The sequence below is a fragment of the Streptococcus infantis genome (genome assembly GCF_047463275.1).
In the GTDB taxonomy this organism is placed as follows: domain Bacteria; phylum Bacillota; class Bacilli; order Lactobacillales; family Streptococcaceae; genus Streptococcus; species Streptococcus infantis_AF.
This window is the reverse complement of sequence record NZ_JASHEE010000002.1, coordinates 220019-244616: the sequence shown is the minus strand read 5'-3', so window position 1 is coordinate 244616 and position 24598 is coordinate 220019. Positions and strand designations below refer to the sequence as shown.

24 protein-coding genes and 1 other annotated feature are annotated in these 24598 nt (G+C 37.9%); of the genes, 16 read left to right on the top strand and 8 right to left on the bottom strand.

Going from position 1 to position 24598, the window contains the following annotated elements; all coding sequences use genetic code 11:
* Positions 1–60 precede the first annotated feature (60 nt).
* From QM923_RS03935 to ftsY, 3 genes are read left to right on the top strand one after another with little or no spacing between them, the layout of a single operon-like run.
* Positions 61–852: a Cof-type HAD-IIB family hydrolase gene (locus QM923_RS03935; RefSeq protein ID WP_414290954.1), complete on the top strand. Its 792-nt coding sequence runs from the start codon at positions 61–63 to the stop codon at positions 850–852.
* On the top strand, positions 852–1670 hold the full coding sequence (locus tag QM923_RS03930) for a Cof-type HAD-IIB family hydrolase (protein ID WP_414290953.1): 819 nt from the start codon (positions 852–854) through the stop codon (positions 1668–1670). The genes QM923_RS03935 and QM923_RS03930 overlap by 1 nt, the downstream gene beginning before the upstream one ends.
* 3 nt (positions 1671–1673) lie before the next feature.
* On the top strand, positions 1674–3044 hold the full coding sequence (gene ftsY, locus QM923_RS03925) for a signal recognition particle-docking protein FtsY (protein WP_414290952.1): 1371 nt from the start codon (positions 1674–1676) through the stop codon (positions 3042–3044).
* A gap of 39 nt (positions 3045–3083) precedes the next feature.
* On the opposite strand, the gene zwf is transcribed toward ftsY, so the two are convergent.
* From zwf to QM923_RS03910, 3 genes are all read right to left on the bottom strand, one after another.
* Complete coding sequence (gene zwf, locus QM923_RS03920) at positions 3084–4571, bottom strand: glucose-6-phosphate dehydrogenase (RefSeq protein WP_414290951.1); 1488 nt, start codon at positions 4569–4571, stop codon at positions 3084–3086.
* A gap of 148 nt (positions 4572–4719) precedes the next feature.
* Entirely contained in the window at positions 4720–5460 is a 741-nt protein-coding gene (locus tag QM923_RS03915; protein ID WP_414290950.1) for an amino acid ABC transporter ATP-binding protein, read from the bottom strand.
* Complete coding sequence (locus QM923_RS03910) at positions 5460–6905, bottom strand: amino acid ABC transporter substrate-binding protein/permease (protein ID WP_414290949.1); 1446 nt, start codon at positions 6903–6905, stop codon at positions 5460–5462. Before QM923_RS03910 ends, QM923_RS03915 begins: the two co-directional genes overlap by 1 nt.
* Before the next feature lie 179 nt (positions 6906–7084).
* On the opposite strand from QM923_RS03910, the gene uvrB reads away from it, so the two are divergent.
* From uvrB to QM923_RS03885, 5 genes are all read left to right on the top strand, one after another.
* Positions 7085–9073: an excinuclease ABC subunit UvrB gene (uvrB, locus tag QM923_RS03905; protein WP_414290948.1), complete on the top strand. Its 1989-nt coding sequence runs from the start codon at positions 7085–7087 to the stop codon at positions 9071–9073.
* An 18-nt stretch (positions 9074–9091) separates the two neighbouring features.
* Positions 9092–10909: a DUF2971 domain-containing protein gene (locus tag QM923_RS03900; RefSeq protein WP_414290947.1), complete on the top strand. Its 1818-nt coding sequence runs from the start codon at positions 9092–9094 to the stop codon at positions 10907–10909.
* A 58-nt stretch (positions 10910–10967) separates the two neighbouring features.
* The gene (locus QM923_RS03895; RefSeq protein WP_414290946.1) at positions 10968–11468 is read left to right on the top strand and encodes a hypothetical protein; all 501 of its coding nucleotides are present in this window, start codon (positions 10968–10970) and stop codon (positions 11466–11468) included.
* Positions 11469–11969: 501 nt separating this feature from the next.
* Entirely contained in the window at positions 11970–12410 is a 441-nt protein-coding gene (locus QM923_RS03890; protein ID WP_414290945.1) for a hypothetical protein, read from the top strand.
* A gap of 19 nt (positions 12411–12429) precedes the next feature.
* A complete protein-coding gene (locus QM923_RS03885) occupies positions 12430–12897 on the top strand; it encodes an 8-oxo-dGTP diphosphatase (protein WP_414290944.1) in 468 nt (155 codons plus the stop codon).
* Here QM923_RS03885 and QM923_RS03880 read toward each other — a convergent pair.
* Both QM923_RS03880 and QM923_RS03875 read right to left on the bottom strand, forming a co-directional pair.
* Entirely contained in the window at positions 12894–13409 is a 516-nt protein-coding gene (locus tag QM923_RS03880) for a transcription repressor NadR (protein WP_414290943.1), read from the bottom strand. The two genes, QM923_RS03885 and QM923_RS03880, sit on opposite strands and share 4 nt — an antisense overlap.
* A gap of 10 nt (positions 13410–13419) precedes the next feature.
* Positions 13420–13947, bottom strand: coding sequence for an ECF transporter S component (locus QM923_RS03875; protein ID WP_414290942.1), 528 nt, complete (start codon positions 13945–13947; stop codon positions 13420–13422).
* A gap of 131 nt (positions 13948–14078) precedes the next feature.
* Here QM923_RS03875 and QM923_RS03870 point away from each other — a divergent pair, with 131 nt between their 5' ends.
* The 7 genes from QM923_RS03870 to QM923_RS03840 all read left to right on the top strand — a co-directional run bounded on the left by QM923_RS03870 (position 14079) and on the right by QM923_RS03840 (position 19972).
* Entirely contained in the window at positions 14079–14477 is a 399-nt protein-coding gene (locus QM923_RS03870; RefSeq protein ID WP_414290941.1) for a hypothetical protein, read from the top strand.
* A gap of 108 nt (positions 14478–14585) precedes the next feature.
* Positions 14586–14721 (top strand) — a sequence feature (ribosomal protein L10 leader region).
* A 38-nt stretch (positions 14722–14759) separates the two neighbouring features.
* A complete protein-coding gene (rplJ, locus tag QM923_RS03865) occupies positions 14760–15260 on the top strand; it encodes a 50S ribosomal protein L10 (protein ID WP_006152070.1) in 501 nt (166 codons plus the stop codon).
* Between the two features lie 75 nt (positions 15261–15335).
* Positions 15336–15704, top strand: a complete 369-nt coding sequence (gene rplL, locus QM923_RS03860; RefSeq protein ID WP_001196964.1) for a 50S ribosomal protein L7/L12 — start codon at positions 15336–15338, stop codon at positions 15702–15704.
* A gap of 407 nt (positions 15705–16111) precedes the next feature.
* Positions 16112–16483 (top strand): GFA family protein, encoded by a 372-nt coding sequence (locus tag QM923_RS03855; protein ID WP_414290940.1) that lies wholly within the window; start codon positions 16112–16114, stop codon positions 16481–16483.
* Between the two features lie 35 nt (positions 16484–16518).
* A complete protein-coding gene (gene glyQ, locus QM923_RS03850) occupies positions 16519–17436 on the top strand; it encodes a glycine--tRNA ligase subunit alpha (protein ID WP_414290939.1) in 918 nt (305 codons plus the stop codon).
* A 212-nt stretch (positions 17437–17648) separates the two neighbouring features.
* Positions 17649–19685, top strand: a complete 2037-nt coding sequence (glyS, locus tag QM923_RS03845; RefSeq protein WP_414290938.1) for a glycine--tRNA ligase subunit beta — start codon at positions 17649–17651, stop codon at positions 19683–19685.
* Positions 19686–19714: 29 nt separating this feature from the next.
* A complete protein-coding gene (locus QM923_RS03840; protein ID WP_414290937.1) occupies positions 19715–19972 on the top strand; it encodes a DUF896 family protein in 258 nt (85 codons plus the stop codon).
* A gap of 83 nt (positions 19973–20055) precedes the next feature.
* Here QM923_RS03840 and QM923_RS03835 read toward each other — a convergent pair whose 3' ends face one another.
* Genes QM923_RS03835 through QM923_RS03825 form a run of 3 tightly spaced genes read right to left on the bottom strand, consistent with a single transcriptional unit; the run spans position 20056 to position 22875 of the window.
* Positions 20056–21297 (bottom strand): NAD(P)H-dependent oxidoreductase, encoded by a 1242-nt coding sequence (locus QM923_RS03835; protein ID WP_414290936.1) that lies wholly within the window; start codon positions 21295–21297, stop codon positions 20056–20058.
* A 17-nt stretch (positions 21298–21314) separates the two neighbouring features.
* Positions 21315–21920 carry an NADPH-dependent FMN reductase gene (locus QM923_RS03830; RefSeq protein WP_004252640.1) on the bottom strand — a complete coding sequence of 202 codons (606 nt, stop codon included), beginning with the start codon at positions 21918–21920 and terminating at the stop codon, positions 21315–21317.
* Positions 21921–21954: 34 nt separating this feature from the next.
* Positions 21955–22875, bottom strand: coding sequence for an FAD:protein FMN transferase (locus QM923_RS03825; protein ID WP_414290935.1), 921 nt, complete (start codon positions 22873–22875; stop codon positions 21955–21957).
* A 317-nt stretch (positions 22876–23192) separates the two neighbouring features.
* On the opposite strand from QM923_RS03825, the gene nox reads away from it, so the two are divergent.
* Positions 23193–24572, top strand: coding sequence for a H2O-forming NADH oxidase (nox, locus tag QM923_RS03820; protein ID WP_414290934.1), 1380 nt, complete (start codon positions 23193–23195; stop codon positions 24570–24572).
* Positions 24573–24598 lie beyond the last annotated feature (26 nt).

Sequence of the window (24598 nt, the reverse complement as noted above, 5' to 3'; positions counted from 1 at the left end):
TTTTTGCTTTTTCTATGGTATAATAGAAGATAGATTTACTACTGGAGAATAGAAGGATTTATGATTAAACTAGTCGCAACTGATATGGACGGGACTTTTTTGGATGAAGCTGGCCAATTTGATATGGAACGTTTAAAAAAGCTTCTCCATTCTTATAAAGAAAAAGGGATTTACTTTGCTGTAGCTTCTGGTCGAGGCCTATTGTCTTTAGAGAAACATTTTGCGGATGTTAAAGATGAGATTATTTTTATCGCCGAAAATGGGAGTCTCGTTCGTTTTCATGGACAAGACCTCTATGAAGCGACCATGCCTAGAGATTTTTACTTATCAACATTTGAAAAGCTAAAGACTTCACCTTATTTTGATGAAAAGAAGATGCTCTTGACAGGTAAAAAAGCATGCTATGTTCTAGATACGGTTGATGAAACCTATCTCATGTTTAGCCACCATTACAATGAAAACATCCAAAAAGTAGCCAGTCTAGAAGATATCACCGATGAAATTTTCAAATTCACAACCAACTTTACAGAAGAGACAGTAGAAGCTGGTGAAGCTTGGGTCAATGAACATGTGCCTGGTGTTAAGGCAATGACGACAGGTTTTGAATCCATTGATATTGTTCTTGATTATGTGGACAAGGGAGTTGCGATTGTCGAATTGGCTAAGAAGTTAAATCTGGATATGGACCAAGTGATGGCCTTCGGTGACAATCTCAATGACCTTCACATGATGCAAGTTGTAGGGCACCCAGTAGCACCTGAAAATGCTCGTCCAGAAATTCTAGAACTTGCTGAAACAGTTATCGGACATCACAAGGACCAGTCAGTTATCGCATATATGGAGGAATTGTAATGGCAGATATTAAATTAATTGCTTTGGACTTAGATGGTACTTTGCTAACGACAGATAAGAAATTAACAGATCGTACCATGGCAACTTTGAAGGCTGCGCGTGAACAAGGAGTCAAGGTAGTCCTAACAACTGGACGTCCCCTCAAAGCCATGGATTTCTTCCTCAAAGAACTTGGAACAGATGGTCATGAGGATGAATATACTATTACTTTTAATGGCGGTTTGGTTCAAAAAAATACAGGTGAAATCCTTGATAAGACAGTCTTTTCCATCGATGATGTGAGTCGTATTTACGAAGAAACTGAAAAACTAAATATTCCATTAGATGCAATTTCAGAAGGCATCGTTTATCAGATTCAATCAGACCAGGAAAGTTTATACGCTCAGTTTAATCCAGCTTTAACCTTCATTCCAACCGCCTTTGAAGATTTGTCTAGTCAGATTACTTACAATAAATGTGTCACTGCCTTTCCTCAAGAACCCTTGGATGCAGCTATTCAGAAGATTTCTCCTGAATTGTTTGACAAATATGAGATTTTTAAATCTCGTGAACTCTTGCTAGAATGGTCACCAAAGAATGTTCATAAGGCGACAGGACTAGCTAAGTTAATTGAGCATTTAGGAATTGACCGAAGTCAGGTCATGGCTTGTGGAGATGAAGCTAATGACCTTTCCATGATTGAATGGGCAGGTCTTGGTGTAGCCATGCAAAATGCTGTGCCAGAAGTTAAGGCTGTGGCTAATGTGGTAACGCCTATGACCAACGATGAGGAAGCCGTCGCCTGGGCTATTGAAAAATATGTACTGAAGGAGAATTAAAGTATGGGATTATTTGACCGTTTATTTGGAAAAATAGAAGAACCGAAAATTGAAGATGTCGTCAAAGAAGCATTAGAAAACATTGATTTATCAGATGATAACGAGCAAAACGATACATCAGAATTTGAAAATGCTGTAGTGACAGAATCAGAAGAAGTTATCTTACCTGCAGAACCTCAGGAAGAAACAAATGAAGACTCACCTGAAGTAGAGGCTGTAGAAGAAGCGATCATTGAACCTCTTGATGAAGTTGAAATTCCTCAAGAAGACCCAATTCAAGTTGAAGAGGTAGAAAGTCCTCAAGTGGAATCGGTTCCTGTTGAAGAGATCCCTTCAAATGAAAGTGACGAGGAAGAAACTGTTCAACCTCAATCAAATGAAACAGAGCCGGAAATCGCTGAGGAAGTGGAAGAAGATCTAGTAATCGAAGAAACTCCTCAAGTTCAAGAGACTGTACAGGAAAAATATGACCGCAGTCTCAAGAAAACTCGTACGGGATTTGGAGCTCGTTTGAATGCCTTCTTTGCTAATTTTCGCTCAGTTGATGAAGATTTCTTTGAAGAGCTAGAAGAACTCTTAATCATGAGTGACGTTGGCGTACAGGTAGCATCCAATTTAACAGAAGAGCTACGTTATGAAGCCAAGCTTGAAAATGCCAAGAAACCAGAAGCCCTTCGTCGTGTTATCATCGAAAAATTGGTGGATCTGTATGAGAAGGATGGCAACTATAACGAAAGCATTAATTTTCAAGATGGGTTAACTGTTATGCTCTTTGTAGGTGTTAATGGTGTCGGAAAAACAACTTCTATCGGTAAATTGGCACACCGTTACAAACAAGCTGGTAAGAAAGTCATGCTGGTTGCTGCGGATACCTTCCGTGCTGGTGCGGTTGCCCAATTAGCTGAATGGGGCCGCCGTGTAGATGTTCCTGTCGTAACAGGTCCTGAAAAAGCTGATCCAGCCAGTGTTGTCTTTGATGGGATGGAACGTGCGGTTGCAGAAGGTATTGATATTCTTATGATTGATACAGCTGGCCGTCTGCAAAATAAAGAAAACTTAATGGCAGAATTGGAAAAGATTGGTCGTATCATCAAACGCGTAGTGCCAGAAGCACCTCATGAAACCTTCCTAGCTCTGGATGCTTCAACTGGGCAAAATGCTCTTGTACAAGCTAAAGAGTTTTCAAAAATTACTCCTTTGACAGGTATTGTCTTAACCAAGATTGATGGAACTGCTCGAGGTGGTGTCGTTCTTGCTATCCGTGAAGAGCTGAATATCCCTGTTAAGTTGATTGGATTTGGTGAAAAAATCGATGATATCGGTGAGTTCAATTCTGAGAACTTTATGAAGGGGCTTTTAGAAGGTTTGCTATAAAAGAAAATCCTGCAAGAATTCTTGCAGGATTGTTTTTGATTATTCTAGACGACCATCTTTACGATAGGAGATATCTGGTTGCCAGGTCCACTCAGCTCCGTATTTTTCAAGTAAATCAAAGCTAGCTTGTGGTCCCATGCTACCAGCCTTGTAGTCATGAAGTGGAGCACCGTTTTCAGCCCACAACTTTTCGATACGGTCAATCAATTCCCAAGAAGCGCTAACTTCTTCCCAGTGGCTAAAGTTAGTTGAATCGTTATTCAATACATCGTATATCAGTTTTTCATATGGATCTGGTGAAGCTCCTGTTGCAGTAGCATCGGTTCTATAGTCAAGCGAATTAGGTGCAAGCTTGAACTCTTCACCGACCTCTTTACCATTAAGGCTAAGCGAGAAGCCTTCAGTTGGTTGGATATAGATGGTCAAAATATTTGGTGCTAGGGGTTCACCGAAAATGGAATCCATTTGTTTGAAAACAATGTTTACGTGTGTTCCTTTTTCAGTTAGACGTTTACCAGTACGGAAGAAGAAAGGTACACCACGGAAACGGTCACTTTCAACAAAGAAGGCACCTGAAGCAAAGGTTTCTGTCATTGATTCTGGGTTGACATTTGGTTCGCTGCGGTAAGAAATGTATTTCATGCCATCAACTTTACCAGAACGGTATTGGCCTCTAATGAAGTGTTCTTTGAGTTCTTCATCTGTTGGATGATAGAGGTTTTTAAAGACCTTGATTTTTTCAGCTCGAATATCATCTTTGGTAAAACTTGCTGGTTTGTCCATAGCAAGGAGAGAAAGAAGTTGGAGTGTGTGGTTTTGTACCATATCACGAAGGGCACCAGACTCATCGTAGTAACCTCCACGCTCTTCAACACCGAGGCGTTCTGCAAATGTAATCTGAACATTATCGATGTGGTCACGATTCCAAACATTTTCAAAGATCATATTGGCAAAACGAACTGCAAATATACTCTGAATCATTTCTTTACCAAGATAGTGGTCGATACGATAGATTTGCTCTTCGTTAAAAGTAGCTAGAAGCTCTTCGTTTAGTTTGCTTGCAGTTTCATAATCCGTACCGAAAGGTTTCTCAACAATCAAACGTTCAAAGCCCTTACCGTCAACGATTTGCTCAGACTTGAGGTGTTTGGCGATGGTACCGAAGAATTGTGGTGCCATTGAGAGGAAGAAAAGCTTGTTGTGTTCAGTTTGATACTTTTCATTTAACTCAGCCTGAAGCTTGCGTAATTCGATATAGTGCTCAGTGTCATTAACATCGTGACTTTGATAGTAAAAATGACTAGCAAAAGCTTGAGCCTCTTCTGCGCTATCTGCCAAATCTAAAATAGATTCGACAACAACAGATTCGAAATATTCCTTACTCCAAGGTCTACGAGCAGTTCCAATAACAGCAAAATGATCAGAAAGATTACCTGATTTATAAAGTCTAAAGAGTGAAGGGTAAAGCTTGCGTTTAGCCAAATCTCCACTAGCACCAAAAATTGTAACAATAACTTTAGATGACATCCAGCTACCTAATTTCTATTTACTTTCCTAGATATCCTAGGCATGAGGAATCCCCATTTTCATACCCTTTATTTTATCATAATTTTCTAAAAAATCCAAAATTCCAATACAAGTGAGAAAAAAACTACAAGGTTTACCTTACAGTTTTTTAAGCGTTAAGGACCTTGTCTAAAAATTCTTTTAGACGAGGGTGTTGTGGGTTATCAAAGATTTGATTAGGTGTACCATCTTCTAGGAATTCACCGTCTGCTGTAAAGATAACTCGATTGGCAACCTTACGAGCAAATCCCATTTCGTGGGTTACAATAATCATGGTCATGCCTTGTTCAGCCAACTCTTTCATAACGTTTAGAACATCGCCGACCATCTCAGGGTCAAGGGCAGAAGTTGGCTCATCAAAGAGCATAATATCAGGGTTCATTGCTAAACCACGAGCGATAGCCACACGTTGTTTTTGTCCACCAGATAGGCTTTCAGGATTGGCATTGGCCTTGTCAGCAAGCCCAACTTTTTCGAGGAGTTCCATACCCAATTTTTCAGCTTCAGCCTTAGTCATTAACTTATGTTCTACAGGAGCGAAAGTGATATTTTCCAATACAGTCATATGTGGAAAGAGATTGAAGTGCTGGAACACCATTCCGATATTTTCACGAACATGGTCTACGTTGGTAGATTTATCCGTCAAATCATAGCCATTAACTGTGATGCTTCCTTTTGTCCCTTCTTCGAGAAGATTTAAGCTACGCAAGAAAGTTGACTTACCTGAACCAGAAGGTCCAATGATACAAACAACATCTCCTTCATAGAATTTCGCTGAAATTCCTTTAAGGACTTTGTTTTTACCATATTGTTTATGTAAGTTATGAACGTCAATTTTTAATTTTGCCATTATTGAATCCTCTTTTCTAAGCGTTTCGCTAATCTAGTTAGAAGAGTGATAATCACAAGGTAGAAGACTGCGAGAATTGCATACATTTTGAAACTTTGGTAGTTACGAGCAATGATAATCTTACCAGTTTGGAAGAGTTCTACCAGACCGATTGCAGATACGATTGTTGTATCTTTAAGAGCGATAACAAATTGGTTGACGAAGTTTGGAAGCATGAGCTTGGTTGCTTGTGGCAAGACAATCTTACGCATGGTTTTTCCATATGAAATACCAAGACTTCGACTGGCTTCCATTTGCCCAACAGGCACGGCCTTGATACCACCACGAACAATTTCAGCAATGTAGGCAGCTGAGTTTAGGGAAAGTGCGATAGTACCAGCGACAAAGTCGTTGATCGGACTTTGTTGACCTGTAAGAGATTCGATAAAATTAGGAATGCCCCAGAAAATGAAAGCAGCAAGAATCATCAATGGAATACCACGGATAACGTCAACGAAAATCTCTGAAATCAAACGGAGTGATTTATAAGGGCTGACACTAAACATACCAAAGATAATTCCGATGAAAATCGCAATTACAAATGAAATCAGTGCTAATGAGAGGGTAATTCCAAGTCCGCTGAGAAGTTGTTTGTAGTTGTTTTTCAACAAGCCCCAGATAGTTGTTTCATCAGCGGTTGAACTTGTAGTAGTAGAATCGCTAGCTAGATACTTATCAAGGATTTTTTGGAATTCTCCATTTGCCTTAAGGTTTGCAAGCCCTTTGTTAAACTTCTCTAGCAATTCTGGATTGCTTCCTTTTTTTACTGCAAAAGCAGTTTCACCAATAGGTGTACCTGCGATTGGTGTTTTTAACTTTTGTCCTTGACTGATAGAATATTTAATGACAGGTTCATCGTCCATGACGGCATCAATTGAACCAGTATTTAAACTATCATACATAGAGGCTGCATCTGAAAAAGTTTTGATTTTGTAACCGTATTTGCTTTGATTCTCTGCAAGGAAGGTTTGTGAAGCAGTACCATTTTTCACACCTACAGTCTTACCGTTCAAATCTTCATAAGAAGAAATGGTACTTGATTCTTTAACACCAAGAATAGTATTTGCTGTATAGTAAGAATCTGAGAAATCGAAAGTTTCTTTACGGGCATCAGTTACAGACATTCCTGCAATGACACCGTCTGCTTGTCCAGATTGAACAGCGTTAATAGCCGCGTCAAAGCCAGGGTTGGTAATTTCAATTTCAAAACCTTGGTCTTTGGCAATAGCCTTGATGAGATCCATATCAATACCAGTGTACTGATTGCTTGAATCCTGGAAAACAAAAGGTGCAAAAGATGAGTCACTGGCGATAACATACTTTGTTTTTTCTGTGTCAGCTTTTGCTATTCCTAGTGAAAATATAGGGAATAAAATTAGCAAACAAGCTAGGATTTTTTTCTTCATGTAACGTCTCCTTTCAAGATATTTTCAAATTATAACAGAAAAAATTAAAACTGGCAAATATTTTGTATTTTGATGTAAGAAGATGTAACACGAACTGAATAAATTGCTAAATTTGAGAATCAGAAAGTATCTTCTTTTTATGGTAAAATAGAAGGATAGAATATGTGTATGAGGCTTTTATGATAAATCGAATTACTGATAACAAATTTAAACTGGTATCCAAATACCAGCCCTCTGGGGACCAACCTCAAGCCATCGAGCAGTTGGTGGATAATATCGAGGGTGGAGAAAAGGCACAAATCCTGATGGGAGCGACTGGTACAGGAAAGACCTACACCATGAGTCAAGTCATTGCTCAGGTTAATAAACCAACCCTGGTCATCGCCCACAATAAGACTCTAGCCGGTCAGCTCTATGGGGAGTTCAAGGAATTTTTCCCGGAAAATGCCGTCGAGTACTTCGTATCTTACTATGATTACTACCAGCCTGAAGCTTATGTGCCTTCAAGCGATACTTATATAGAAAAAGATAGTTCTGTTAATGATGAAATTGACAAGCTACGTCACTCAGCAACATCAGCTTTGTTGGAGCGCAATGATGTTATCATCGTTGCATCTGTTTCTTGTATCTATGGTTTGGGTTCGCCCAAAGAATACGCTGATAGCGTGGTAAGTTTGCGTCCGGGTCTTGAGATTTCTCGAGATAAACTGCTGAACGACTTGGTAGATATTCAGTTTGAACGCAATGATATTGATTTCCAACGCGGAAGATTTCGTGTGCGTGGGGATGTGGTGGAGATTTTCCCAGCATCTCGTGACGAGCATGCCTTTCGTGTCGAGTTTTTTGGCGATGAGATTGATCGTATCCGTGAAGTCGAAGCTCTAACTGGTCAAGTTCTCGGCGAAGTGGACCATTTGGCAATTTTCCCAGCGACTCACTTTGTGACCAATGATGACCATATGGAAGTAGCTATTGCTAAGATTGAGGCCGAGTTGGAGGAGCAGTTAGCTATCTTTGAGAAGGAAGGTAAACTGCTGGAAGCTCAACGTTTGAAACAGCGTACAGAGTACGATATTGAAATGCTCCGTGAGATGGGCTATACAAACGGCGTTGAAAACTACTCCCGTCACATGGATGGACGGAGCGAAGGAGAGCCTCCTTATACTCTTCTCGACTTCTTCCCAGATGATTTCTTGATTATGATTGATGAGAGTCACATGACTATGGGGCAAATCAAGGGCATGTATAATGGTGACCGTTCTCGGAAGGAAATGCTGGTGAATTATGGTTTCCGTTTACCTTCTGCCCTAGACAATCGTCCCCTTCGTCGTGAAGAGTTTGAAAGTCATGTTCATCAGATTGTCTACGTTTCAGCGACGCCCGGCGATTATGAGATGGAACAAACCGACACTGTGATTGAGCAAATTATCCGTCCAACAGGTCTTTTAGATCCAGAAGTTGAAGTCCGCCCAACTATGGGACAAATCGATGACCTCTTAGGTGAAATCAATGCCCGTGTTGAAAAGAACCAACGTACCTTTATTACAACCTTGACCAAGAAAATGGCGGAAGACTTGACCGACTACTTCAAAGAAATGGGGATCAAGGTCAAATACATGCACTCGGATATCAAAACTTTAGAGCGGACGGAGATTATCCGTGACCTACGCTTAGGAGTCTTTGATGTCTTGGTTGGGATTAACCTCCTTCGTGAAGGGATTGACGTGCCGGAAGTTAGTCTAGTCGCTATTCTCGATGCTGACAAGGAAGGCTTCCTTCGTAACGAGCGTGGACTCATTCAGACTATTGGTCGTGCTGCCCGTAATAGTGAAGGGCATGTGATTATGTATGCGGACACTATGACTCAGTCTATGCAAAAAGCCATCGATGAAACGGCTCGCCGTCGTAAAATCCAGATGGCTTATAATGAAGAACAAGGTATTATTCCACAAACTATTAAGAAAGAAATCCGTGACCTGATCTCTGTCACCAAGGCAGTTGCCAAGGAAGAGGACAAGGAAGTCGATATCAATAGCCTTAACAAACAAGAACGTAAAGAACTCGTTAAGAAACTGGAGAAACAAATGCAAGAAGCCGTTGAAGTGCTTGACTTTGAATTGGCTGCCCAGATTCGTGACATGATGTTGGAAGTCAAGGCGTTTGGGTAGGTTTTAGAAGGAGATGAAATGGAAAACTTAAATTATTTTACTGGTGAATTTAGTGAATCCGAATTAAAGAATTATTTTGATTCCTTAAATGAAGAAAAACTGAAATACCAACTTGAAAACTTTACTAATCAATATTTGAATTTATCTGAAGAAGAACAATTGAAATATAATGTAATTGTTATTCGTATCTGTAGAGATTTTTTAGAGAAAATTGATAAAACTATCCAAAAAAGGATATTAGAAACCATAAATAAAATACTATCAACAAAAACACAAAAATATAGTTGGGATGAAATATTTTATTATTTAGATGCTCTTTATTTTTATTTATTTAAAACCGAAAGATATGAAGAATATTCTATATTGTTCGAAAATGATAGTTATTTCTTTAAAATACTTGATTTAATATTAAAAGAAAATCTAGAGGTTGTAGAATACCATATTTCGGACTTACTTTCAGTTTTTGTTCAATTATTTAGACAAAATAGTTTACCAGAAGAAAGAAGAATCTATTTTAAGAGGGAATTAGAAACATTTATAAGTTTTATATTCCAAGATATTGATTTTGAGAGTATTAACTATTGGTATTTTGAATTAGATGAGATGGTATCTATTTTTAAAAATGAACATCTCGAAACAATTAATAACTATTATTTCAATAACCCTCAATCTAATTATGTTGAGAAATACTTGGATTTTGTATCAAGAAACTTTGATGACGTGATTGAAGATTCGATAGTAATTGTTCGAAAGATAGTAGAAGAAAATGATTCTGATATCATCCGAAACCAAGCTATTAAGTTAATTGAGAGGTATGATAATGATTACCTTAATGAAACAAGTGATTTAGAATCTATTTCTTCATTGGATGCGACTCAACTTTTAGAACAAGCAGATAAAATTATCACCAATATTCGTTCTAAATTGAATGTTGATTCAAATGAGTTGAAAGAAATAGGTTCCTTTGGACATTATACAAAGATTGACACATTAACAAATTATCTTATAAAAGCTGAATGGAAGAATGACAATGATTCTAAAGTTAAATCTCCCTATTTACGGCTTACTAATCTTAAACAGTTAAACGATCCGATGGAAGGAAGAGTAATATATGATTATTTGGGTATTGATAATACGTTTTTCCAACAATACCAAACTTCCAATGTTTTTATATCTTCTCTAACTACGGTATCTGATAGTTTACCTATGTGGAAGGAGTATGCAGATTCATCTCAAGGAGCATTCCTTGAATATGATCTGTCTTATCTTGAAGATATAGTTGAACATAAATCGATAGAGTTTGTTAAAGTTCATTATTTAGATTTAATGTCAGAGAATAAAGATGAAACAGATATTGGTAAATATCTTGATGATTTAAAACAGCTATTTGAAAAATTACAAGAACTTAAAGCTGAAAAAGAATTAATAAGTTTTGCTGAGAAATTGAAGAAGATTTCTTACCTTTTTAAAGTTAAAGACTATGAGTATGAAACGGAGTATCGTATGTTAATTAATTTAGATGATACAGCTATACAAAATATTATTAAAAGAGATGCTAATGATTCATCAAATGAGAAGTACTTTAAAAAAGAAGAAATTGGGTTAGAAGTTTTTGATAAAGTTAACTATAAAGATTTTAGAAAGTATATTGTATTAAGCTCGAAAGATAATGGCCGTTATGATTTATTTGTATACATTAATCTACTACCTTTGAAATATTCGAAGGTTATCCTAGGTCCAAAGGTTACGGATGCAGACTATATTGCTCCTTATCTCAAAATTGCTAATCCTGAAATAGAGATTGAAAGTTCAAAAATTCCTTATCGGGGAGCTTAGAGATTTACATTTTTTAAAATTTTGTTGAAGAATGAGTAATTCCACTCTTGAGTAAAAAATGAAAAAGAATAAAAGAAAATCAAATACAAAAAAGAATCTATCAAGGAGAGAAAGTTTTCAACTCTGGCTAGATTCTCATAAAATTATAGGCTTTTTCCTGATTCTTGGTCTCATCTTAGGAATAGGAATAGGTATCAATCTTATTTTTAAGAACCTTCCTATTCCGTCGCCCTATAGAGATATCAACTATAGTTTTCCAATATATATAAATCTTTTTTGTCTGGTCTATAGATTATTTGACTATTGGTTTATTGACTTGTCAAGGACAAGAATGACAATAAAAAGATATGCAGAATTATTTATCTATCTTAATAGTATTGGATTGATAGTTCATCTATTTTTAGGAGTTGGTGGGAAAAATAGTAAAGGGATTTTACCTTCTCTCTTATCCCTAGATCACCGCTACATCTGGTTTCCTATTGCAACTTATCTGATCTTTTTCTGTCTAGCAACCTTAGCCATTCTCATGATAAAATATGTAGAAAATAAAAAGGAGTAAATAATGTTCAAATACCTGAATGTGTTTAGAATTGTCTATCTTATCCTTCTGACCTTTGTTCTTGTTCATTGTTGTCTTGGATTGTTTGGTTTATCTTTTACTCCTGGTCCATGGAATTTTTGGTTCCTTTGTTTGTGTCTTATTTTATTGATTCACCCCTGGGTTCTGTACTATAAAAAGAGAGGATTTGAATGGTATCACATAATCTTTCAGTTATTGAGCACATATGTTGCTTTTCAAATTTTTATAATTACTTTCTTTTTATGCTCCGTGGATGATCATCCTATTATTCCGATAAATTTAGATTATAAAGTTGAAAATAATGAAATTCTCATTGATAAAGGATTCTTTATTCATCGCTATTATGAATACCATGATTTGGTAGCTCCATTAATTATGAAGACAGAAATTAAATATACGATAAATAGAGAGTTTTAATCTCAAGAAAATAAGTGAAATTTCCCCTTCGCCTCTAAATAATACTGAAATAGAGTTTAAATTATGATGAAATATCTAAACGTTTTTAGAATAATTTACTTATTCTTATTAGCCTTTATGTTTGTCCATGTTATTTTAGGACAGTATGGTTTAGCATTTACCCCAGTCTTGTGGGATATCTGGTTCTTTGGTCTTTGCTTAACTTTATTTATTCATCCATGGACCATCTTTTATAAAACTAGAATTTTTCAATGGCACCATCTTATATTTCAATTTATAAGCGCTTTTTTAACCTTACTTACGTGGCTGTACCTTTTCTTAGGATTGTCCTTTATACCTAGCCCCTATATTGCTATTAGTATAGGTTATCAAGTAGAGGGGCAAGAACTTATCATTATTAGAGGAGGCCTACATAATAGTTATTGTGAGTATCATGACTTAGTAAATCCTTGGATTATGAAATCTGAAGTTAAATATGAAGGTCCTGCTCCTTTTCATTTTTAATAATTAGAAAGTGAGTCCTATGTCTCGAGCACAATTAACGATTTTAACAAATATTTGTCTGATTGAAGATCTTGAAAAGAAGCGAGTGGTTATGCAGTATCGATCACCTGAAAGCAACCGCTGGTCTGGCTATGCCTTCCCAGGAGGACATGTTGAAAATGGAGAGGCTTTTGCAGAATCTGTTATTCGTGAGATATACGAGGAAACAGGTCTGACTATTAAAAATCCTCAACTGGTCGGCATTAAAAATTGGCCACTGGATACGGGCGAGCGCTACATTGTCTTTTGTTATAAGGCGACTGAGTTCTCTGGTACTCTTCGCTCTTCAGATGAAGGAGAAGTTTCTTGGATAGAAAAAGACCAGATTCCAAATTTGGATCTGGCCTATGATATGTTACCTTTGATGGAGATGATGGAAGCTCCAGACAAGTCTGAATTTTTCTACCGTCACCGTACAGAGGACGGGTGGGAAAAGAAAACCTTCTAATCTTTTACTAAATAACCAAGCTGGTCCAAGGCCTTCTCAATATAGAGGAGGTCTTGTTTATTTTCTGCTTCAATTAAGTGATAATGGATACCATCTGTCAATTCAGATAGGGGGCGAAAATCAGACGTCTTAACTTGGTTTAAAAAGTGCTCCACATCGCGTCTACAACTTAGTTTGAGGAGGGTTTCGATTTCCCCGTAGACAGGATGGTCAATAAGGATATTTTGAACCCGTCCTCCGTTATCAACGATAGCAAGTAATTCTTGCCCCATATCTTCCTCTTTATGTTTGACCTTAAAGAGTTTATGAACAAAAGAATTGGCTTTGTTTTCTTTATAGATATACCCACGATTGGTTGATAGGATAGGAGCACCATCTGCACGAAGCACAGCTATATCCTGAACAATAATCTGGCGAGTGACATGAAAATGTTCTGCTAAGCTTTGTCCGTTTAGAGGTTTTGGAGCTTCTTTTAAGAGTTGTAAAAGGGTTTCTTTTCTATTTTTTGTCATAGTCTCTTTCTTAATGGCGTTTTTTTAGTGCTTTATAAACAGCTAATGCTAAGTAGTAGTCTATCATACTATGAACAATAGTTCCAAAACCAACCAATACAAAGAGAACATAGAACATATTTTTTAGGTCTGTTCCTGTACTAGCATAGAAGATAATACAAGCAAAGACTTCAGCAATAGCGTGTACTAAACCAAGTACAAAGTTAAAAATCAATGAAGATTTTGGATTATCTAAGGTTTGAGGATGTTTTTGCAGATAGAAGGCGCCCAAAGTGCCGAAAAAGATATGGGAGAAAGCTCGAAGTACAATAACGATCGGATAACCAGCCATGAGGAATCCTAGGCTAGAAGCTATAATGACAAAGATTGCCATCCAAGGAGAAAGGAACATAGCAATAAAGATTGCAACGTGGCTTCCTAGAGTGTAAGAAGCGGGTGGAATAACAATCTTGAAGGGCATCACTATGGGAATCAAAATGGCGATAGCGGTTAGCAATGCGGTTAAAGTCATGAATTGGGTTTTCTTTTTTGTATTCATAATAACTCCTTTTTCTGTATATACAGTTGTATAGTACACTAAAATTTTAAACTAGTCAAGGAGCAAATTGCATTTCTGGAGAAAAATCGTTAAAATATAGTAAATAATCTTATTAAAAGTGGAGAGTTGAGATGGTAGATATTCTTTACCCGATTTTTGTCATTTATTATACATCTAAGCTGAAGAAAACTGGATTACGAGTATCAAAATTTACTACATTTACCGCCTATAGTTTCTTAATGATTTCTTTAATTCAAATTGCTTTTGGATCACTAGCACTAATTGTTTTTAGTATACCCATTTTCGGTTTTCTATATTTTCGTGCGATAGGAGTGATTCTTTTTCACATTAGTATTATTTATGGAATGATTTTGCTTTTCTTGTCATTAACACTATTCTTAGACAGTCAAAAATCTAATCAAGATATTCAAATCACGCAAAAAATTCCATTTATATTAAATGTACTCATGTTAGCCTTTCATGCGCTCTTAATCTATACTACCTTGGTACCAATCTTTTCCATTCAATGATAAAATCTAAGTATTTTCTTCCATAAACATCAGTAGAAGCAGGACAAAAAATAATCATTTTTTTTACAAAAAGACTTGCTTTGAAGTAACAAGTGTGATATACTTATAAGCGGTTTGAAAAAACTGCCTAAGACAGTAGGGGAGCAAGACTCATAAATATCCTACCGAGGACAAAACGTATCATGTAAAAAGAAGCGTATTGTACTTTCGTGTCTAGGTTTGGGCGCGTTTTTCTTTTGGAAAAATTCCCCAAGCAAAATAATTACGGAGGTGAACACACTAATGAGTGAAGCAATTATTGCTAAGAAAGCGGAACTAGTTGACGTAGTAGCTGAGAAAATGAAAGCTGCTGCATCAATCGTCGTTGTAGACGCTCGTGGTTTGACAGTTGAACAAGATACAGTTCTTCGTCGTGAGCTTCGTGGAAGCGAAGTTGAGTATAAAGTTATCAAAAACTCAATCTTACGTCGTGCAGCTGAAAAAGCTGGTCTTGAAGATCTTGCATCTGTTTTTGTTGGACCATCTGCAGTAGCATTTTCTAACGAAGATGTTATCGCACCAGCGAAAATCTTGAACGACTTTTCTAAAAACGCTGAAGCACTTGAAATCAAAGGTGGTGCAATCGAAGGCGCTGTCGCATCAAAAGAAGAAATCGTTGCTCTTGCAACTCTTCCAAGTCGCGAAGGACTTCTTTCTATGCTCCTTTCTGTACTTCAAGCGCCAGTGCGCAACGTTGCTCTTGCAGTCAAAGCGGTTGCAGACAACAAAGAAGACGCAGCTTAATTATAAGCTACGCAGCGTAGCCTAGCTACAAAAAAATAACAAAATTAAATTTAAACTTATTTGGAGGAAATAACAATGGCATTGAACATTGAAAACATTATTGCTGAAATTAAAGAAGCTTCAATCCTTGAATTGAACGACCTTGTAAAAGCTATCGAAGAAGAATTTGGTGTAACTGCAGCTGCTCCTGTAGCTGTTGCTGCAGCTGGTGCTGCTGACGCTGGTGCTGCTAAAGACTCATTTGACGTTGAATTGACAGCTGCTGGTGACAAAAAAGTTGGCGTTATCAAAGTTGTACGTGAAATCACTGGTCTTGGACTTAAAGAAGCTAAAGAACTTGTTGATGGTGCACCAGGTGTCATCAAAGAAGGCGTTCCAACTGCAGAAGCTGAAGAAATCAAAGCTAAATTGGAAGAAGCTGGAGCTTCAGTTACTCTTAAATAATAGAGCGACTACATTTGTAGCTTGAAAACATGATTAAACCGCTATTCTTAGGAGTAGCGGTTTTTCTTTTTGTTCAAAAAGTAGCAAGAAAGAGCATGACGTTAGATTAGTATTTCTATTTTAGGTGAATTATTGGAGATTCCTTATGAAAATAATTTTACTTTTTAATTGCATTTTGTTATAATAGACGCAAGAAAGAATATCTTATCGGTAAATCCTAAGCGAGCCTGAGATAGTGAGAGTCAGGTGATTGAGAGATAAGTGTGGCGCTTTCTGTAGTATTTTCAAAAACAATGAAGTAATAAATTAGGGTGGAACCGCGTTTCTGACGCCCCTAGTCGCAAGGCTTGGGTGTTGAAATTCGGTTCTTTTTGAATTCGTCTAATGCCTAAGTAGAAAGGAGTACAATGCTTAAAGGATCTTGTTTATGTAAAGCAGTGACTTACACTCTGGATGAGGAATTATCTGAATTAGTTTTTTGCCACTGTTCATTCTGTCGGAAAGCAACTGCGTCTGCCTATACAGTTAATGCCAAAGTTAGCAGTAAAAATCTAGTATTGCATGGAAAAGAAAAGCTTGTTACGTATAGTTCTTCTCCAGGAAAACAGCGTTATTACTGCCAGAACTGTTATAGTCAAATTTTCACTGTTCAAGAAAATATACCAGAAGTCTGTGCTTTGAAATTAGGTACAATAGATGAATGCGATCAGAATTTACAAAATGTTCCTAAACGTCATATTTTTCAGGACCCAGCCTTTTCTTGGTTGCTTGATAAATAAATATAAGAAGATAATATAAATTAAAGGAGTAAACAATGTCTAAAAAAATGACTTTCCAGGAAATCATCCTTACTTTGCAACAATACTGGAATGACCAGGGTTGTATGCTCATGCAGGCTTATGATAATGAAAAGGGTGCGGGAACAATGAGTCCTTATACTTTCCTTCGTGCCATTGGTCCAGAACCATGGAATGCGGCTTATGTAGAGCCATCACGTCGTCCAGCAGACGGTCGTTATGGAGAAAACCCAAATCGTCTCTACCAACACCACCAATTCCAAGTAGTTATGAAACCATCTCCATCAAATATCCAAGAACTCTACCTTGAGTCTTTGGAAAAATTGGGAATCAACCCATTGGAACACGATATTCGATTCGTTGAAGATAACTGGGAAAACCCATCAACTGGTTCAGCTGGTCTTGGATGGGAAGTGTGGCTTGATGGTATGGAAATCACTCAGTTTACATACTTCCAACAAGTCGGTGGTTTAGCAACAGGCCCTGTTACTGCTGAGGTTACCTACGGATTGGAACGCTTAGCTTCTTATATCCAAGAAGTAGACTCAGTTTACGATATTGAGTGGGCTCCAGGTGTTAAATACGGAGAAATCTTCCTTCAACCAGAATATGAGCATTCAAAATACAGCTTTGAAGTTTCAGACCAAGATATGCTTCTTTCTAACTTCGAGAAATTCGAAAAAGAAGCTGGACGTGCTTTGGAATTAGGCCTTGTGCACCCAGCCTATGACTACGTTTTGAAATGTTCACATACCTTCAACTTGCTTGATGCTCGTGGAGCGGTATCCGTTACAGAACGTGCCGGTTACATTGCCCGCATCCGTAACTTGGCACGTGTCGTAGCTAAAACTTTCGTTGCAGAACGCAAAAAACTCGGATACCCACTGCTAGACGAAGCCACACGCGCAAAACTCCTAGCAGAAGAGGAAGAATAGACAGAATTACAGGAATAAATGACTGAAAGTCGACCGTAGGTCGCTAAATAAAACAAGACCGCTGTAGTGAAAGTCGGATAAGAAGTTTCTTATCCGACTGGGGGACTGACGAGACTTAAGGCTTGACAGTTAGCAATGAAACCGAAGGTTTGCTTGCGTCCCCCATTACTAAAGGTCTTGTTGAAGAACATTAATTGTGTAAAGGAAAAAACATGACAAAAAACTTATTAGTAGAACTAGGACTCGAAGAGTTACCAGCCTACGTTGTCACACCAAGTGAAAAACAACTCGGCGAAAAAATGGCAGCCTTCTTGGATGACAACCGCCTTTCATATGAAGGGATTCAAACATTTTCAACTCCACGTCGTTTAGCTGTTCGTGTACTTGGTTTAGCAGACCAACAAACAGATTTGACTGAAGATTTTAAAGGACCTTCTAAGAAAATTGCTTTGGATGCAGAAGGAAATTTCTCTAAAGCTGCACAAGGTTTTGTCCGTGGAAAAGGATTGACTGTAGATGACATTGAATTCCGTGAAATCAAAGGTGAAGAATACGTCTACGTAACAAAACATGAAGCTGGAAAACCAGCGGAAGAAGTTCTGAATGGAATTCCTGAAGTCTTGGCTAGCTTAAGTTTCCCTGTTAGCATGCGTTGGGCAAATAACAGTTTTGAATATATCCGTCCAGTGCATACATTGATAGTCCTATTGGATGAAGAAGCTCTTGATTTGGATTTCTTGGATATTCACTCTGGACGAGTTAGTCGTGGACATCGCTTCCTTGGACATGAAGTTGAAATCCGTCATGCTGATAGTTACGAAGAAGACTTACGTAAAGTCTATGTCATTGCTGATAGCATTGAACGTGAAAATATGATTCGTGAACAAATTAAGGAAATTGAAGCAGAACATGGCGTTCAAGTACAGATTGATGAAGGACTTTTAAACGAAGTCTTAAACTTGGTTGAATATCCAACTGCTTTTATGGGGAATTTTGATCCTAAATACCTAGAAGTTCCAGAAGAAGTTTTGGTTACTTCAATGGAAACTCATCAACGTTATTTTGTTGTCCGTGATCTTGAAGGAAATCTAAAACCAAACTTCATTTCAGTTCGTAACGGAAATGCTGAACACTTGGAAAATGTCACTCGAGGAAATGAGAAAGTTTTGGTTGCCCGCTTGGAAGATGGAGAATTCTTCTGGCGTGAAGACCAAAAACTCAAGATTGAAGATTTAGTTGCTAAACTTTCACACGTAACCTTCCATGAAAAGATTGGTTCACTTCGTGAACACATGATTCGTACAGGACAAATTGCTATACTGCTAGCTGAAAAAGCTGGTCTATCAGTTGATGAATCTATTGATCTTGCTCGTGCTGCAGCCATTTACAAATTTGACCTCTTAACCGGTATGGTTGGTGAATTTGATGAGCTTCAAGGTATCATGGGTGAGAAGTATGCGCTTCTTGCAGGTGAAAATGCTGCAGTGGCGCAAGCTATTCGAGAGCATTACCTTCCAGACTCAGCAGACGGAGCTCTTCCTGAATCTAAAGTTGGAGCAATACTTGCACTAGCCGATAAATTAGATACTCTCTTATCTTTCTTCTCTGTTGGTTTGATTCCATCTGGTTCAAACGACCCTTATGCCCTTCGTCGTGCAACACAAGGGATTGTTCGAATCTTAGAAGACTTCGGTTGGAATATTCCAATGGACGAGTTGATTGCCAGTCTTTATGCTTTATCGTTTGATAGTTTAACTTACGATAACCAAGAAGAAGTGCTTAATTTCATCAAAGCTCGTGTTGATAAGATGATGGGTTCTACTGCAAAAGATATTAAAGAGGCTGTTCTAGCAAGTTCAAACTTTGTTGTCTCTGATATGATTGAAGCAGCAGAAGCTCTTTCAGAAGCTGCGAAAACTGAAGATTACAAATCATCAGTTGAGTCATTATCTCGTGCCTTTAACCTAGCAGAAAAGGCAGAAGGTTCAGTCAAAGTTGATGCAAGCCTCTTTGAAAATGAGCAGGAAAAAGAACTAGCTCAAGCGGTAGAAAACCTAGAATTGAAAGGTTCAGCAAGCGATAAATTAACACAACTATTTGCTCTTAGTCCAGTTATTGATGCATTCTTTGACAATACTATGGTTATGGCAGAGGATATTGATGTTAAGAATAATCGTTTGGCTATTCTAGCTGAACTTGTCAATAAAGCAAAAACAGTGGCTGCTTTTAACCTTCTTAATACAAAATAGTAATTAAAAAGTAGATTGGAGATCCAAAAATGAAACCAGAAAAAATCGCTCGTATCAATGAACTTGCTATAAAGAAAAAAACAGAAGGCTTGACTGCGGAAGAAAAAGTAGAACAAGCCAAACTTCGTGAAGAATATATCGAAGGCTATCGTCGTTCAGTACGTCATCACATTGAAGGAATCAAAATCGTCGATGAAGATGGTAATGATGTGACTCCTGAAAAGCTTCGTCAAGTGCAACGAGAAAAAGGTTTACACGGCCGTAGTCTTGATGATCCGAATTCATAAATAAAAAAATTCTCGGTTTGTGTGTGCGAACCGAGAATTCTATTTTAAAAAAGGAACCATTTTGGGTTCCTTTTTGTTAGTTATTAGTTACTAGCACCAGAAGTAGCATCTGCGCCACCACCGTGGCCGCCATCAGCTGAGTCAGAAGCGCCAGAAGTAGCATCGGCATCTCCGTGGCCTCCAGCAGCAGGAGCAAAAGGTCCGCTACCGCCTACCAAACGTTGACCAGTTTCTTTCAAGTACCAGTCAAGCCATGGTTGGAAGTTAAAGACAATTTCATTGATACCAGCATATGATCCATCTGGATAGTACATAGCTTGGTAGTTGTGAGTATTGATAACACCTGCAGGTGAACCAGGAACAATTGTACGTACGTATTCTTGGTTTCCGTTACGAAGAGTTCCGATTACCCACTCAACGTTTTTCATACGTGCTGGTGGAAGTGATCCGTGAACTGTTGACATACGGCTACCAGATTGAGATGGGACACGTTTTGCAAACATTGTGTCAGGATCCTGGTGAGCATTGTTGTAGTAAAGGAATTGGTTGTTGTCATCAGCATATGTCAATTCAAAAGGCATAGCTTTCAAGAACATATCGATTTGGTTAACTGTAAGGATACCATGGTCAAGTTTAACGTATGTATCACCAGATACAGCACCTGTAATTTCTGCAACTTTTTCTACCCATTCTGGATCATCAGGGTCAACTTCTGTAATAGTTGTGGCAATTGGTTTTCCACAATCCAAGTCTTCTGGTTCAATTGGTTTTGGTTTTTTCAAATTAGATACGACTCCTACGTATTTGACAAAGTTATCTAAGCAAGTTTCAAGGAATTTAACAGTTCCTTCGTTAATAATATTTCCTTTTGCATCAAAAGCTTCTTTGGCTTTTCCAAGAAGGAATTCATTACCTGGTAAAGTGTAGGCATTTACTCCTGGTGCATCAAGAATTTTACGAAGGTGAACTTGAGCACGTGAAGTTCCCTGATCGTAGTATGAAGCACCCACAATCATAACTGGTTTGTTTTCAAATGGATGAACTTCGTATGAAAGCCATTCAAGGACTGACTTAAGTGAAGCAGAAATAGTGTGGTTGTGCTCTGGAGTAGCAATAATCACACCATCAGCTCGAGTAATTTTATTGTAAAGAAGGCGCAACTGGAAGCTCTCGTCCCATTTTTCGTCTTGGTTAAACATTGGAACTTCATCGATTTCCAAAACTTCTAGTTCAAATTTAAATCTAAACTGACGGCGGATGAACTCCAAGAGTTTGCGGTTATATGATTGATCGTAGTTTGATCCAACAAGTCCAACAAATTTCATTCTTTCGATCTCCTATCTTACAAATTTTCCCAATCAAAATCTTCAGCATCTTTGCGAAGAAGCTCTTGTGCATTACGCAATTTCTCAGTAACTTTAACAAAGATACGGAAATCATCAAAGATGGCATCCAATTTCTTGATGACATCAAGATCTACCAAGTCACCGTTTTGATCAAATGCTTGAAGAGAATGTGAAAGCAAGAATTCATCTGGGAGAACATTTGCTTTGATTTCAGGAGCATTAAGAATTTGACGAAGTTGCAATTGAGCACGTGATGAACCGAGTGTACCATATGAAGCACCTGTAATCATGACAGGTTTGTTCAAAAGCGGGAATACACCATATGAAATCCAAGCAAGAGCGCTCATAAGAACAGCTGGGATTGAGTGGTCGTATTCTGGAGTACCGATAATAACTCCATCAGCAGCTTCGATTTTAGCAGCGATTTCCGTAGCTTCAGCTGGGATTTGTTTGTCAGCTGGTTTGTTAAATACAGGTAGATCTTTAATTTCTACCAATTCGATTTCTGCTTTATCAGCAAAGTGTTTCTGCATATATTGAAGCAGTTGGCGGTTTGTGGAACGTTTTGAGTTAGTTCCTACAATAGCAATAAGTTTAAGCATGGGCTTTCCTTTCTCTTTTTGCATTATTAATTATTTATCGTTGGATACCAGATGAACAAGCTAGGCGTCCATCTTTGTCAATGAGGATGGCTTCGATACCATCAATATTTTCGACTTGCCACATAATAGAGGCGCTGCGTTCGCCAAATAATCGTGTGGTCCATATCTCGCCGTCAACAGAGCGGTCAGATATAATGGTTAAACTAGCTAAATCCGTTTCAATAGGATAGCCTGTTTCACTATCGAAAATGTGATGATAATCCTTGCCATTGATTTCAAGATGCCGTTCATAAATCCCAGATGTAACCACTGATTTTCCAGTAATAGACAAGGTCATCAGGTGATTACCGCGTGGATTAATTGGATCTTGAATGCCGATTTGCCACGGACGTCCATCTTTTGATTGGTTGTTCCCAATTGTGAGGATGTTTCCTCCAAGATTGATAAGAGCAGAAGTGACGCCGTTTTCTTTTAAAAAAGCTGCAACCTTATCTGCACTGTACCCCTTTGCTAAACACCCTAAGTCAATTTTCATTCCCTTTTTTTCTAGGAAAACTGTAGAATTGACTGAATCGAGTTTAATAAAATGAGGGTCTATTAGTGGTAGGGCTGAAGCAATTTCTTCAGGGCTTGCAACCTTTGCATCGGAAAAACCAATACGCCAGGTTTGAACCAAAGGCCCTATACTAATATTGAGATGACTTTTAGGCGCTAGACTGTGTTCTAGACCTAATGAAATCAGCTCAAACAAATCAGGGTGGACTTTAACTGGGGCAATACCTGCCTGATAGTTAATTTCCATTAATTCAGATTCAGTACTGTTAGCATTGAAGCGGAATTCAAGTTCCTTGAGCAAATCAAAAGCTTGACGGAGAAGATTATCGGCTTGTTCATGTACTAAGGAAATAGTAATCGTAGTTCCCATTAATCGCTCAGATGATGAACTAAGAGGCAAAGAATCAACTCCCTTCAAATCACTCGGAAATAGCTACAAATCTTGAATGAATAAGAAATTTAAAATTTATAATTTATTTCCATATAAATAGAATATCATAAAGTCAGCGTTTTCACAAATCATTTTTTACAAAAAGTCAAGAAATATGCTTAAAAAATTAAAAACACCTCCAAATCAATGAGGACTCTTTGAAAAAAATTGATATATCTTTCAAAAACTTTCTTAAATGACACCATACGGGTCAAAAGTCTTGAAAACGTTCACAGATAATGGTATACTTGAGAGGTAAATAAAAAAATAAAGGTAGGATTTATCTTATGAGTAAAATCGTAGTCGTGGGTGCTAACCACGCTGGAACTGCATGTATCAACACTATGTTGGACAACTTTGGAAACGAAAACGAAATCGTTGTATTTGACCAAAACTCAAACATTTCATTCCTTGGATGTGGAATGGCTCTTTGGATTGGTGAACAAATCGACGGCGCTGAAGGATTGTTCTACTCTGATAAAGAAAAATTGGAAGCAAAAGGTGCGAAAGTTTATATGAACTCACCAGTTCTTTCAATTGACTATGATAATAAAGTTGTTACTGCAGAAGTTGACGGTAAAGAGCACAAAGAATCATATGAAAAATTGATTTTTGCTACTGGTTCAACTCCAATCTTGCCTCCAATCGAAGGCGTTGAAATCGTTAAAGGTAACCGTGAGTTCAAAGCAACTCTTGAAAACGTACAATTCGTTAAATTGTACCAAAACGCGGAAGAAGTTATCAACAAACTTGCTGACAAGAGCAAACACCTTGAGCATATCGCTGTTGTAGGTGGTGGTTACATCGGTGTTGAGCTTGCTGAAGCTTTCGAACGTCTTGGAAAAGAAGTTGTACTTGTTGATATCGTTGATACTGTATTGAACGGATACTATGACAAAGACTTCACACAAATGATGGCTAAAAACTTGGAAGACCACAACATCCGTTTGGCACTTGGTCAAACTGTTAAAGCTATCGAAGGTGAAGGAAAAGTTGAACGCTTGATCACTGACAAAGAAACATTTGATGTGGATATGGTTGTTCTTGCAGTTGGTTTCCGTCCAAACACTGCACTTGCTGATGGTAAGATCGAACTCTTCCGCAACGGTGCTTTCCTTGTAAACAAAAAACAAGAAACTTCTATCCCAGGTGTATATGCTGTTGGTGACTGTGCGACTGTTTATGACAACGCTCGTAAAGACACTAGCTACATTGCTCTTGCTTCAAACGCTGTTCGTACTGGTATCGTTGGTGCTTACAACGCTTGTGGACATGAGCTTGAAGGAATCGGTGTTCAAGGATCAAATGGTATCTCAATCTATGGCCTTCACATGGTTTCAACTGGTTTGACACTTGAAAAAGCAAAAGCTGCAGGTTACAATGCAACTGAAACTGGATTTAACGACCTTCAAAAACCAGAATTTATGAAACATGACAACTATGAAGTAGCCATCAAGATTGTCTTTGATAAAGACAGCCGTGAAATCCTTGGTGCTCAAATGGTATCTCGTGATTCAGCAATTAGCATGGGAATTCACATGTTCTCACTTGCAATTCAAGAACACGTCACAATTGACAAATTAGCATTGACAGACCTATTCTTCTTGCCACACTTCAATAAACCATACAACTACATCACAATGGCTGCACTTACAGCAGAAAAATAATTGATGATATGACAAAAAAAGTAACT

Excerpts from the sequence above, each read along its gene's own strand:
- QM923_RS03935 (WP_414290954.1), top strand. The coding sequence starts at position 61 with ATGATTAAACTAGTCGCAACTGATATGGACGGGACTTTTTTGGATGAA.
- QM923_RS03930 (WP_414290953.1), top strand. The coding sequence starts at position 852 with ATGGCAGATATTAAATTAATTGCTTTGGACTTAGATGGTACTTTGCTA.
- ftsY (WP_414290952.1), top strand. The coding sequence starts at position 1,674 with ATGGGATTATTTGACCGTTTATTTGGAAAAATAGAAGAACCGAAAATT.
- zwf (WP_414290951.1), bottom strand. The coding sequence starts at position 4,571 with ATGTCATCTAAAGTTATTGTTACAATTTTTGGTGCTAGTGGAGATTTG.
- QM923_RS03915 (WP_414290950.1), bottom strand. The coding sequence starts at position 5,460 with ATGGCAAAATTAAAAATTGACGTTCATAACTTACATAAACAATATGGT.
- QM923_RS03910 (WP_414290949.1), bottom strand. The coding sequence starts at position 6,905 with ATGAAGAAAAAAATCCTAGCTTGTTTGCTAATTTTATTCCCTATATTT.
- uvrB (WP_414290948.1), top strand. The coding sequence starts at position 7,085 with ATGATAAATCGAATTACTGATAACAAATTTAAACTGGTATCCAAATAC.
- QM923_RS03900 (WP_414290947.1), top strand. The coding sequence starts at position 9,092 with ATGGAAAACTTAAATTATTTTACTGGTGAATTTAGTGAATCCGAATTA.
- QM923_RS03895 (WP_414290946.1), top strand. The coding sequence starts at position 10,968 with ATGAAAAAGAATAAAAGAAAATCAAATACAAAAAAGAATCTATCAAGG.
- QM923_RS03890 (WP_414290945.1), top strand. The coding sequence starts at position 11,970 with ATGATGAAATATCTAAACGTTTTTAGAATAATTTACTTATTCTTATTA.
- QM923_RS03885 (WP_414290944.1), top strand. The coding sequence starts at position 12,430 with ATGTCTCGAGCACAATTAACGATTTTAACAAATATTTGTCTGATTGAA.
- QM923_RS03880 (WP_414290943.1), bottom strand. The coding sequence starts at position 13,409 with ATGACAAAAAATAGAAAAGAAACCCTTTTACAACTCTTAAAAGAAGCT.
- QM923_RS03875 (WP_414290942.1), bottom strand. The coding sequence starts at position 13,947 with ATGAATACAAAAAAGAAAACCCAATTCATGACTTTAACCGCATTGCTA.
- QM923_RS03870 (WP_414290941.1), top strand. The coding sequence starts at position 14,079 with ATGGTAGATATTCTTTACCCGATTTTTGTCATTTATTATACATCTAAG.
- rplJ (WP_006152070.1), top strand. The coding sequence starts at position 14,760 with ATGAGTGAAGCAATTATTGCTAAGAAAGCGGAACTAGTTGACGTAGTA.
- rplL (WP_001196964.1), top strand. The coding sequence starts at position 15,336 with ATGGCATTGAACATTGAAAACATTATTGCTGAAATTAAAGAAGCTTCA.
- QM923_RS03855 (WP_414290940.1), top strand. The coding sequence starts at position 16,112 with ATGCTTAAAGGATCTTGTTTATGTAAAGCAGTGACTTACACTCTGGAT.
- glyQ (WP_414290939.1), top strand. The coding sequence starts at position 16,519 with ATGTCTAAAAAAATGACTTTCCAGGAAATCATCCTTACTTTGCAACAA.
- glyS (WP_414290938.1), top strand. The coding sequence starts at position 17,649 with ATGACAAAAAACTTATTAGTAGAACTAGGACTCGAAGAGTTACCAGCC.
- QM923_RS03840 (WP_414290937.1), top strand. The coding sequence starts at position 19,715 with ATGAAACCAGAAAAAATCGCTCGTATCAATGAACTTGCTATAAAGAAA.
- QM923_RS03835 (WP_414290936.1), bottom strand. The coding sequence starts at position 21,297 with ATGAAATTTGTTGGACTTGTTGGATCAAACTACGATCAATCATATAAC.
- QM923_RS03830 (WP_004252640.1), bottom strand. The coding sequence starts at position 21,920 with ATGCTTAAACTTATTGCTATTGTAGGAACTAACTCAAAACGTTCCACA.
- nox (WP_414290934.1), top strand. The coding sequence starts at position 23,193 with ATGAGTAAAATCGTAGTCGTGGGTGCTAACCACGCTGGAACTGCATGT.